Origin of the sequence: Streptomyces neyagawaensis (assembly GCF_023516595.1) — a bacterium.
Classification (GTDB): domain Bacteria; phylum Actinomycetota; class Actinomycetes; order Streptomycetales; family Streptomycetaceae; genus Streptomyces; species Streptomyces neyagawaensis.
Window position 1 is genome coordinate 1 of record NZ_JAMGBG010000176.1, and the last position, 10,242, is coordinate 10,242.

At 69.8% G+C, this 10,242-nt stretch carries 11 protein-coding genes; 6 read left to right on the forward strand and 5 right to left on the reverse strand.

Features of this window, described 5'->3' with window-relative positions; translation table 11 throughout:
* The 5 genes from M8J73_RS41330 to M8J73_RS41350 all read right to left on the reverse strand — a co-directional run.
* Nucleotides 1-181, reverse strand: a 181-nt coding sequence (locus M8J73_RS41330) for a Mu transposase domain-containing protein (protein WP_443740387.1), incomplete at its 3' end; no start/stop codon positions are given.
* 51 nt (nucleotides 182-232) lie between these two features.
* A complete protein-coding gene (locus M8J73_RS41335) occupies nucleotides 233-1,018 on the reverse strand; it encodes an IclR family transcriptional regulator (protein WP_067246250.1) in 786 nt (261 codons plus the stop codon).
* 65 nt (nucleotides 1,019-1,083) lie between these two features.
* Nucleotides 1,084-1,926 (reverse strand): fumarylacetoacetate hydrolase family protein, encoded by an 843-nt coding sequence (locus M8J73_RS41340; protein WP_067246252.1) that lies wholly within the window; start codon nucleotides 1,924-1,926, stop codon nucleotides 1,084-1,086.
* On the reverse strand, nucleotides 1,923-3,578 hold the full coding sequence (locus tag M8J73_RS41345; RefSeq protein WP_055542995.1) for a bifunctional 3-(3-hydroxy-phenyl)propionate/3-hydroxycinnamic acid hydroxylase: 1,656 nt from the start codon (nucleotides 3,576-3,578) through the stop codon (nucleotides 1,923-1,925). The genes M8J73_RS41340 and M8J73_RS41345 overlap by 4 nt, the downstream gene beginning before the upstream one ends.
* A 25-nt stretch (nucleotides 3,579-3,603) precedes the next feature.
* The gene (locus tag M8J73_RS41350) at nucleotides 3,604-4,098 is read right to left on the reverse strand and encodes a VOC family protein (RefSeq protein ID WP_055542996.1); all 495 of its coding nucleotides are present in this window, start codon (nucleotides 4,096-4,098) and stop codon (nucleotides 3,604-3,606) included.
* A gap of 403 nt (nucleotides 4,099-4,501) precedes the next feature.
* Here M8J73_RS41350 and M8J73_RS41355 point away from each other — a divergent pair, with 403 nt between their 5' ends.
* The 6 genes from M8J73_RS41355 to M8J73_RS41380 form a co-directional block, all read left to right on the forward strand.
* The gene (locus M8J73_RS41355) at nucleotides 4,502-4,753 is read left to right on the forward strand and encodes a hypothetical protein (RefSeq protein WP_055542997.1); all 252 of its coding nucleotides are present in this window, start codon (nucleotides 4,502-4,504) and stop codon (nucleotides 4,751-4,753) included.
* Nucleotides 4,754-4,846: 93 nt separating this feature from the next.
* Nucleotides 4,847-6,316 carry an aldehyde dehydrogenase family protein gene (locus tag M8J73_RS41360; protein ID WP_055542998.1) on the forward strand — a complete coding sequence of 490 codons (1,470 nt, stop codon included), beginning with the start codon at nucleotides 4,847-4,849 and terminating at the stop codon, nucleotides 6,314-6,316.
* A gap of 33 nt (nucleotides 6,317-6,349) precedes the next feature.
* Nucleotides 6,350-7,858 (forward strand): carotenoid oxygenase family protein, encoded by a 1,509-nt coding sequence (locus M8J73_RS41365; RefSeq protein WP_055542999.1) that lies wholly within the window; start codon nucleotides 6,350-6,352, stop codon nucleotides 7,856-7,858.
* 5 nt (nucleotides 7,859-7,863) lie between these two features.
* Entirely contained in the window at nucleotides 7,864-8,745 is an 882-nt protein-coding gene (locus M8J73_RS41370; protein WP_055543000.1) for an SDR family oxidoreductase, read from the forward strand.
* Entirely contained in the window at nucleotides 8,742-9,506 is a 765-nt protein-coding gene (locus tag M8J73_RS41375) for an SDR family NAD(P)-dependent oxidoreductase (RefSeq protein ID WP_199844542.1), read from the forward strand. Before M8J73_RS41370 ends, M8J73_RS41375 begins: the two co-directional genes overlap by 4 nt.
* A 30-nt stretch (nucleotides 9,507-9,536) precedes the next feature.
* Nucleotides 9,537-10,242: thiamine pyrophosphate-binding protein (locus tag M8J73_RS41380; RefSeq protein ID WP_249829791.1), on the forward strand; the 706-nt coding region annotated here is incomplete at its 3' end.

The window sequence follows — 10,242 nt, forward strand, 5'->3', positions numbered from 1 at the left end:
CGACGATGCGGGCGCCGCGGCCAACAGCCCGCGGATGGGCGGCCAGCAGAGTCTCACCGTCCGAGCCGGGGACCGTAGAGTGCAGCGTGACCTGGGACTTCGTGGCCCGGATCTCGACCAGTTGACGGGGGCGGACCCTGCGGGCGGGCACCGAGTAGAGGTTCGCGTCGAAGGCGACCAAGCAGTCCCCTCCAGCGCGGTTCGGGGCCGTGCGCCAACCGTGCGGGCGGGGTCATCCCGCGACGACTGCCATCCGGTCGCTGATCTCGTCGGCTGTGGTGAGGACTTTCTGGGCGATCTCCGTCTCGGCTTCCGGGTAGATCCGGGAGGCGAGGGCGGCGACGCTGACTGCGGCGACGACTTGTTTGTTCTCGTCGCGGATCGGGGCAGCGATGCCAACCACGTCGGGGTCGAGTTCGCCGCGGGTGACGGAGTAGCCGAGGCGGCGGATCCGGCCGAGGCGTTCCATCAGGGCGTCGACGTCGGTGAGGGTGGCCGGGGTGAAGCGGCGCAGTACGGCGTTCTCCAGCAGTCTGCGGGCTTCTTCTTCGGGGCTCCAGGCGAGCAGGACGAGGGCGGAGGCGCCGGCGTTGATGGGCAGGGCGCTGCCGCGTTCGTAGGAGATGCGCACCGCGCGGGTGCTTTCCGCGCGGTCGACGCAGACCACCAGGTCCCCGGTGCGCCGGGTCAGCAGCACGGTCTCGTGCACGTCCTCGGCAAGCGTCTCCATCGACGGCTGCGCGACCTCGGAGAGGCCGTAGCTGCGGCGGGCCAACCGGGCGATCTCCAGCACCCGCAGGCCGAGCCGGAAGCCGCCGCCGGGGGCTTCTTCGAGGAAGCGCCCGTTCACCAGGCTCTGGAGGTAGCGATAGGCGGTGGAGCGTGCCACGCCGAGGTGATCGGCAACGGCGGTTCCGGAGATGACGAGGTGGACGTCGTCGAACATGGCCAGAATGTCGAGTGCCCGGTCGGCCGTGGAGTTGCGGTCGCGGTAACTGGGGGACGCGTTTCCTGACATGCGAGACACTGTAGCGGATGGTCGCGGGCCGTTGCGGGCCGCGCCCATCCGCCCGCCTGTCCGGTCTACAGCCGGTCCTTGACGACGGTGTTGCGCAGCTCTCCGATGCCTTCGACCGCGGTGACGAGTTCCTGTCCGGGGCGCAGGAAGACCTTCGGGTCGCGGCCGGCGCCGACGCCGCCCGGGGTGCCGGTGAGGATCAGGTCGCCAGGCAGCAGCGTGATGATGGTGCTGACGTAAGCGATAGTGTCGGCGACGTCGAAGAGCAGGTCGGCGGTGTTGGACTTCTGCATGGTGTGGCCGTCGACGCTGCAGGAGATGTCCAAACCGGAGGCGCCGAGCGGGAGTTCGTCCGTGGTGACGAGGACGGGGCCGACCGGGGTGGTGGCCTCGAAGGTCTTGCCGGAGAGGAACTCCCTGGTGCGGTGCTGCCAGTCGCGGACGGTGACGTCGTTGGCGACCGTGTATCCGGCGACGTGCTCCAGGGCCTTCTCGCGCGGCACGTGACGGCCGGGGCGTCCGATCACCACCCCCAACTCGGCCTCCCAGTCGAGGTCGTCGCTGACGGGCGGCATGTGGATGTCGTCGTGTGCGCCGATGAGAGCACCGTCGTACTTCGCGAAGAGGGTGGGGTGGGCGGGGGTGGGGCGGCCCATCTCCTTGATGTGGGTGGCGTAGTTCAGGCCGAGGCAGATGATCTTGTTGGGGTGAGGGACGAGCGGGGCGAGCGACACTTCGGCCAGGGGCAGGCGCTCGCTGTCCGCGGTGGCCGCCCGCTGCGGCCAGTCGTCTCCTGCGGCGAGCAGCGCGCCGACGTCGGAGAAGGGAAGCAGGACGAGTTCGTCTCCGTCCTGCCGGGCGGCGGCGGTCCCGTGGTCGTGGGCGACACGGACGGTGCTGAGCCTCATCGGCGTACTCCTGGGGAATCAGGCTGGATCTCGGGGTCGGGAAGGGTGAGGGCCGGGAAGGGGGAGGTGAAGTGCCGAAGCTTCGCGTCGACGTACTCGGCCTTATCCGGGGTGAACACGGCGGCCACCAGACGGTCGGGGCGTACGAGGACGAAGTGCCCGGCCAGCCCGGTGAAGAGGGCGTCCAGCTGACCGTCGGCGTCGGCGATCTCTGCCCGGCCGGCACGGTCGCGCGGTGCGCGGTCGTCCAGGAGGACATCCACGGAGACGGCGTCCGGGAGACCGGTCCGTGCTACGGCGGTCCAGTCGGCGTCGGTCACGCCGACCCCCAGCAGGCTCCAGCCCTGTCCCAAGACGTCATCGAGCCGTATGACGTGGTGGTCCTGTCCCCGCAGCACCCGCGGCTGCGGCAGCATCGTGCCGACGAGCCCGCGGCCCGGTCCGTCGATGCCGACGACGGCGCCCGATGTCGCGCGGGTGTCGGGGCGGTAGCGCATCTCTGTGAGGTAGCGGCGTCCGGGTGGTGTGTACATGGCAGTGCGTATCAGCAGGTCGCGCAGGAGGGCGCGGGGGCGGCTGGTGGTCATGACGATCCGGCCGAGGCGTACGGATAGGTCGATCACGGCCCGGGCATGGGGACGCCGCTCGGTGTCGTAGGTGTCGAGCAGCCTGTCGTTCGCCCGGCCCGCCAGGACCTCGCTGATCTTCCAGCAGAGGTTGGCCGCGTCCCGGACACCGGAGTTGAGGCCCTGCCCCGCGAACGGCGGCATCATGTGCGCGGCGTCGCCGAGCAGGAAGCAGCGGCCGTCGCGCAGGCGGTCCGCCAGCAGCGCGTGGAAGCTGTACGCGACCGCGCGCTCGACCTGCTCGGATGTGATCTCCCGGTAGGGCGCGAGAAGTTCGCGCACCAACGAGAACGGCGGCGGGGTGCCGGCGTCGCACTCGCCCGGCTTCAGGCGGAACTCGTAGCGGCAACGTCCGTCCCGTCCTGCGACGATGACGACGGGGCGGTCGGGGTCACCGTGGTGCATGCCGAAACGCTGGTCGTGCGTGTCCTGAAGAGTGTCGACCACCAGCCACACGTCCGGGAAACTGCGACCCTGCATCGGGATGGACAGCAGGTCGCGTAGGGTGCTGCGGCCGCCGTCGCAGCCGAGGACGTAGGACACGTCCAGTTTCTCGACCGGCCCGTCCTCCCCGCCCGTACGCAGCATGACGCGCACCAGGTCGGAATGCTGGGTGACGACATCTGTCAGGCGGGTGTCGAAGCGGACGTCGACGGTGGGGAGGCGGCGCAGTTCCTCGCGCAGCACTCGTTCCAGGTCGGGCTGGGCGAAGGGGTTCTTGAAGGGATGTCCGTAGCGCTGGTCGCTGGTGCCGCGGGCGTGGAAGAGCATTCGCCCACCGATGCCGAAGTACCTCGTCCCGGTGCCCGGCACCAGGATCGGGTAGACGGCCTCGTCGAGACCATCGGCCGACTGAAGGGTGCGCAGCGACTCGTCGTCGAGGCTGATCGCCTTGGCGTCGTTGCTGGTGGTGGTGTTGCGTTCCACCAGCAGCACCCGTACGCCCCGGGAGCCCAGCAGGTGGGCGGCCGTCAGTCCGGTCGGGCCTGCGCCCACGACGAGCACGTCCGGTGGTGGCGGTGTCATGAGGGACCTTCCGTCGTTCCGCCGGCTACTGGACCGGCTGGTAGGCCGGGCCGCCCTCGGTCAGCAGCCGCTCGACCTCGGCGAAGATCTCCTCGGGGGACAGGTCGAGATCGAGGGTCTTGCGGAACGGCTGGCGTACATCACGCTCCAGCCGGAGGTAGACCTCGTTGCGGTTGCCCTCGGGGTCGAAGAAGTAGATGCCGATCGCGTTGCCGTGGGTGACCTCCTGCTGGACCTCGATGCCCTCGGCGCGGAACCGGTGGTGGAAGTCGATGATCGACTCCAGGGAGTCCACGCGCCACGACACCTGGTGGGTCAGCTTGGCACCGGCGGGTGCGGTTCGGCCCCGCTGCAGGACGAACTCGTGGTGCTCCTCCTCGGGGCACGAGGAGAAGAACACGATGCCCTTCTCCTCGTCCTCGTCGGTGACGGTCAGACCCAGCACCCGCTCGTAGAAGTCGCGCATCTTCTCCAGGTCGTCGACCCAGAAGCCGGTGTGCCCCAGTCCGGTTATGGCCATGATGCGTCTCCTTTTGCAGGACTAAGGTTTCGTTTTACAGGACGTTAGACCTCCAGGCGGCCGAGGTCAACCGTGAGGAAACAGCGTCCTGCCTCTTGACGTCACACGCCCTTTCAGTGCAGCGTCCTGCATCGAGACATACATGTCCGAATATGCGGGACGTCGGCACTGCTTTTGGGAGCCTGCCGGGACCGCTGAAGTCACTACGGGAGGCGCCTCATGGCCCATTCCGATGCCGGGCGAGCCAGCTCGGCCACCGTCGTCCGGGCTGCTCGCCGGGATCGACGTCCCGTGGAGGCACTGCGAAGTCACTGACCGATCAGGCCCGGCCGTGACCCGCGCGGGCGCCCGCAGCACGGCCGTCCACCGACCCGCGGGCCCGACTCACCCCAAGGAGATCCCCGTGTTCCGCTTCTATCGCAGCACCACGTCCCGGACGGCCGGGCTGCACGGCGCCGCGCTCCTGATTCCGCGGGCCGTGACCGGGTGGCTGTTCGTCCTGCACGGCCTCTACAAGTTCGGCCTGCACACCGGTGTCCTCGGCCCCAACGGGGTGGGGGAGCCGAGATCGATTTCACGTACCTCGTGGTCGGCTTGCTGGTCTTCGCCGCCGGACCGGGTGCGCTGGCTCTGTCTGGAGCCTTCCGCAAGGTGAGACCACGGCTGTGACCTGAGACACCGCGCAACACAATTTTCGCGATACGACACATAACCTTCGCGCCACGACGCGCTACTGGAACGGGACACCATGACGTTTTTGGACAGCAGCACCTGGGACGGCCGCATCTTCTCCGGCTCGGGCGAGTGGATCAGCGGCTCCGGCGAGGTGTACGACGCCGTCGAGCCCGCAACGGGCAAGAGACTGGCGCGTGTCGGGTCTGCCACGCGGGCCGACGTTGACAAGGCGGTGGAGCAGGCGGTGCGGGCCCAGCGGGAGTGGGCCGCCCGGCCGTACTCGGACCGCGCGGCCGTGCTGCGCCGAGCAGCGCGTCTCTTCGAGGAGAACCAGCAGGAGATCGAGACCTGGCTGATGCGGGAGTCCGGAGCGATCCGGCCGTTCGCCGCCCTGCAGGTCACCAGCGGTGGTGCGGAGGAGTGTCACGAGGCCGCCGCCCTCGCCGGGGCGCCCTACGGTGAGCTGCTGCGTTCCGGGCAGCAGCGGCTGTCCTTCTCCCGCCGTGTCCCTGTCGGCGTGGTCGGGGTGATCGCCCCGTTCAACGTGCCGGTCATCCTGGCCATGCGGGCGGTCGCTCCGGCGCTGGCCCTGGGCAACGCGGTCGTTCTCAAGCCGGACCCGCGGACCGCGATCAGCGGCGGTGTCGTCTTCGCCCGGGTCTTCGAGGAGGCGGGTCTGCCGCCCGGTCTGCTGCACGTCCTGCCCGGCGGCGCGGACGTCGGCGCGGCCGTCGTCGAACACCCGCAGATCCCCGTCATCGCCTTCACCGGCTCCACCCGGGCCGGACGCGCCATCGGCATCGCCGCGGCCGAGCACCTCAAGCGGGTCCACCTGGAGCTGGGCGGGAACTCCGCGCTCGTCATCATGGACGACGTCGACCTGGAGAAGGCCGCCTCGGTGGGCGCCTGGGGATCCTTCGTGCATGCCGGCCAGATCTGCATGGCCAGCAGCCGCCACCTCGTGCACGCCTCGGTCGCCGACGACTACACCGCCCTGCTCGCCCAGCACGCCGACGCGCTCCCGGTCGGCGATCCGCTCGGTGAGAACGTCGCCCTCGGACCGGTCATCGACGCCGGCCAGCGCGACAACATCCACCGCATCGTCACCGAGACGGTCGAGGCGGGCGCCCGGCTGGCCGCGGGCGGCACCTACGAGGACCTGTTCTACCGGCCGACCGTGCTCACCGAGGTGCCGCTCACCGCGCCCGCCTACGCACAGGAAATCTTCGGCCCCGTCGCACCTGTCGTCCCCTTCCAGGACCTCGACGAGGCGGCCCGCCTGGCCGCCGGCACCGAATACGGGCTGTCCCTCGGCATCCTCACCCGGGACGTCATGAAGGGCCTCGCCCTGGCGGAGCGCGTGCCCAGCGGGCTGGTCCACATCAACGACCAGACCGTCAACGACGAGGCGCTCATCCCGTTCGGCGGGGTCGGCGACTCCGGCACCGGATCCCGCCACGGCGGCGCCGCTGCCAACCTCGAAGCCTTCACCGAACAGCAGTGGGTCACTGTACGGGGCGAACTTCCGCAGTACCCCTTCTGACCACCCCAACCCCCAGAGCTGCAGGAGAGTTCCATGCCCATGGACCCCATCACCGTCGTCCCCCGGCAGATGCGGAAAGCCGACGCGGGGGCCGACTGGCCCACCGACAACAAGTTCCTCAACGGACCCTTCGCGCCCTGGACGGAGGAGAGCGAGGGGTATGACCTGGAGGTGGACGGCGAGATACCGGCCGACCTTGCGGGCGCGCTGTTCCGCGTCTCCTCCAACCCCCGCTTTCGGCCCCGCAACACCGACCGCTACCACTGGTGGGAGGGCGACGGCATGGTGTGCGGCATCTACCTGCGCGAGGGCCGGGCCGCCTACCGCACACGTTGGGTGGAGACCGACTCGATGAAGGTCGAGGTGGAGGCCGGAGAAGCGATCTACAGCGGCTTCGTCAACGGCGGCACTCCCGCTCGACTGCCCGAGGGAGCCCCGCCCGCCAAAAACGTCGCCAACATCAACGCAGGCCTCTTCGACGACCACCTGATCGTCTACTTCGAGGGCGGACTGCCGCACGCGCTGGACCCCGAGACCCTGCGCACCATTGGCACGTACGACTTCCACGGCGGCATCGACGTGCTGTGCACCGGCCACTACAAGACCGACCCGGACAGCGGCGACATGCTGTTCTTCGCCGCCGTCGGACCGACGATCACCTGGTACCGCGCCGACGTGAAGACCGCCGAGATCATCGACTCGCACTCCTTCGACATCGGTGTGCCGGTCCTCATGCACGACTTCGCCGTCAGCGACACCTACGCCGTCTTCTTCGTCACCCCGGCCCAGTTCCGCCTCGACCTGGTCGCGCAGAGCAGGCCCGGCGTGGTCTGGGACGAGGACTCCCTCGAACACGGCGTGCAGATCGTCCTGATGAACCGCCACACCCACGAGGTCACCTGGCACGAGCTCGGCGGCCACTGGGCCAACACCCACTTCTTCAACGCCTACGAGCAGGAAGGCCGGCTGGTCATCGACGGCCACCGCATCAGCCGGCTCGGCACCCCGATCGACCGCATCGGTACGCCGGTGACCTCCCACGAGTGGTTCCCCCCGGCCCAGCCCTACCGGTGGCGCGTCGACCTGGCGACCGGAAGGGCCACCGAGGAGATGATCAGCGGCGTCCTCGGGGAGTTCCCGAAGATCAACGACGCGTACACGGGCCGCCCCAACCGCTACGGCTACTTCGTCACCACTCGCGGCCTGGCCGACGACATCATGTCCGACGGACTGGCCCGCCACGACTACCTCCTGGACCGCACCACCGTCGTCGAAGGCCCGGACGGCCTCACCAGCCCCGGCGAACCGGTCTTCGTCGCCCGCGAGAACGCCCGCGCCGAGGACGACGGCTACCTGCTCTCCCTGTGGTGGAATCGCAGCACCAACCTCAGCGAACTGCTGATCCACGACGCCGCCGACCTGCGCCGCACCCCGCTGGCCCGGGTCAAGCTCCCCAGCCGAGTGCCCTTCGGCTTCCACGGCAGCTGGGCCGACCACGCCACCCTGGACCGCGCCATCGCCGTCCACCGCGGCAACGACTGACGGCCATGCGAGACCTCGCGGGCAAGACCGCCTTCATCACCGGCGGAGACAGCGGGATCGGTCTCGGCGTGGCACAGTCGCTGTGCCACGCCGGAATGAACGTCATCATCTGCGGAGTCGTCCCGGAGACGCTTCAGAGCGCGCAACGCGAGCTCGCGCGCATCGGCAAGGCCGAGGCCATCGAGCTCGACGTACGCGACCGGGAGGCGTTCGCCGCCCTCGCCGACCGACTCGACCGTGGCTACGGCGGCGTGGACGTGCTGGTCAACAACGCGGGCGTCGGATTCCTCGCACCGGTGGCCGAGGCGACGTTCGAACAGTGGGACTGGGTGCTCGATATCAACCTCACGGGCGTCTTCAACGGCATACGGACCTTCCTGCCGCGCATGCTGGCCTCCGGCCGCCCCGGGCACATCGTCTCGACCGCGTCGATCGGCGGTCTGCTGGGCACACCCGGAGCGCTCTACGTGGCCGCGAAATTCGGTGTGGTGGGGCTGATGGAGGCGCTGGCAGCCGAACTTTGGGACACCCCGGTGAACGTCTCCGTCCTGACGCCGGGAATCGTCCGAACCAACATCCACAAGGGACCGCCACCCCCCGGCGAGCCGCGGCCGCACGCGCCGGGCGCCACCGCGGAGGCCGATCTGCACGAGACGGCGATTCAGCCGCGGGAAGTCGGCGAGCGGGTCCTGCAAGCGATCCGAGAGGAAAGGCTCTACGTGCTGACGCATGCCGAGCATCGGGAACTGCTCGCCCGCCGGTTCGACGCGATCCTCGCATCGGTCCCCACCGACCAGGGGGACCCGCGCCGTGCCGCGGTGGAGAGGACGGTCCTCGCCAACCCCATCTACGACGAGATCCTGACCGCGGCGGAGGCCCGACAGTGACGACGCACGACATGGAGGGCTCGGTCGTGCTCGTGACCGGTGCCGGCTCGGGCATCGGGCGGGCGGCGGCGGAGCTGTTCGCCGAGCGCGGTGCCTCCGTCGTCGCGGCAGACCGCTCCGAATCCGGCGCGGACACCGTCGCCACCATCACCGCGGCCGGCGGCAAGGCCGTCTTCGTCCAGGTGGACGTCTCGGTCGAGAAAGAGGTCGAGAACATGGTGGCCACGGCGGTCGACACCTACGGTGCCCTGAACGCCGCGTTCAACAACGCGGGCATCGCGCCGCCGGTCGGCCCGATCGAGCAGCTCAGCAGCGACAGCTGGGAGCTGTCCGAGGCGGTGAACCTGCGTGGCGTCTGGCTGTGCATGAAGCACGAGCTGGCCGTCATGGTGCGGCAGGGACACGGCGCGATCGTGAACACCTCGTCGGTCGCCGGCCTGGTGGGCAACCCCGGTGGCGGGGCCGCGTACTCCGCCTTCAAGCACGGCATCGTCGGGCTGACCAGGTCCGCGGCCGCCGAGCACGGCCGGCACGGGATCCGCGTCAACGCGATAGCCCCGGGCATCACCCGCACCGGAATGCTGCGGCACCTGGAGGAACACGAGAACCTCGACGCCGCCGCCGTCGCCGCCGGGACCCCGCTCGGCCGCGTGGCCGAGCCGCGGGAGGTCGCCGAAGCCGCGTACTGGCTCGCTTCACCGAAGTCGAGTTTCGTCACCGGCCATGTCCTGGCCGTCGACGGCGGCGAAACCTGCGTCTGACGCCCGGCGTCCGGAAAGGAAGCAGCATCCATGACTCGTGTGACCGGCGGCGACCTCGTCGTCCGTATCCTCCAACAGGCCGGTGTCGACCGGATGTTCGGCATCAACGGCGCGCACATCGACTCCGTGTACCAAGCCGCGCTCGACCATCGGCTGCCCATCGTGGACGTGCGGCACGAGATGAACGCGGGCCATGCGGCGGAGGGCTACGCCCGGGTGCGCAATGCCCTCGGGGTCGCGTTGCTCACTGCCGGCGGCGGGTTCACCAACGCGGTGACGTCGATGGCCAACGCACACCTGGACCGCACTCCCGTGCTCTACCTCGCCGCGTCCGGACCGCTCGCCGACGACCAGACCAACACCCTGCAGGCGGGCCTTGACCAGGTGGCCATCGCGACGCCCGTCACCAAGTGGGCGCACCGGGTGACACGTGCGTCGCTGATCCCCCGCATCCTGGCCCGCGCGATCCGCACCGCGCTGTCCGCGCCCCGCGGGCCGGTGCTCGTGGACATCCCCTGGGACGTGCTGACCGAGCAGATCGACCTGCCCGACCTGGCGACGGAACTCCTGAACGGGGCCGATCATGGGCCCGGGCTCTCACAGGCCGGGGCGCAGCAGATCCTCGGGATGCTGTCGGAGGCCCGGCGGCCCGTGATCATCGCCGGATCCGAGGTGCCGAGATCCGGCGCCGACGCCGAGCTACGGGCCTTCGCCGAGCGACTCGGCGTACCCCTGA

Excerpts from the sequence above, each read along its gene's own strand:
- M8J73_RS41360 (WP_055542998.1), top strand. The coding sequence starts at position 4,847 with ATGACGTTTTTGGACAGCAGCACCTGGGACGGCCGCATCTTCTCCGGC.
- M8J73_RS41370 (WP_055543000.1), top strand. The coding sequence starts at position 7,864 with ATGCGAGACCTCGCGGGCAAGACCGCCTTCATCACCGGCGGAGACAGC.
- M8J73_RS41350 (WP_055542996.1), bottom strand. The coding sequence starts at position 4,098 with ATGGCCATAACCGGACTGGGGCACACCGGCTTCTGGGTCGACGACCTG.
- M8J73_RS41365 (WP_055542999.1), top strand. The coding sequence starts at position 6,350 with ATGCCCATGGACCCCATCACCGTCGTCCCCCGGCAGATGCGGAAAGCC.
- M8J73_RS41340 (WP_067246252.1), bottom strand. The coding sequence starts at position 1,926 with ATGAGGCTCAGCACCGTCCGTGTCGCCCACGACCACGGGACCGCCGCC.
- M8J73_RS41345 (WP_055542995.1), bottom strand. The coding sequence starts at position 3,578 with ATGACACCGCCACCACCGGACGTGCTCGTCGTGGGCGCAGGCCCGACC.
- M8J73_RS41335 (WP_067246250.1), bottom strand. The coding sequence starts at position 1,018 with ATGTCAGGAAACGCGTCCCCCAGTTACCGCGACCGCAACTCCACGGCC.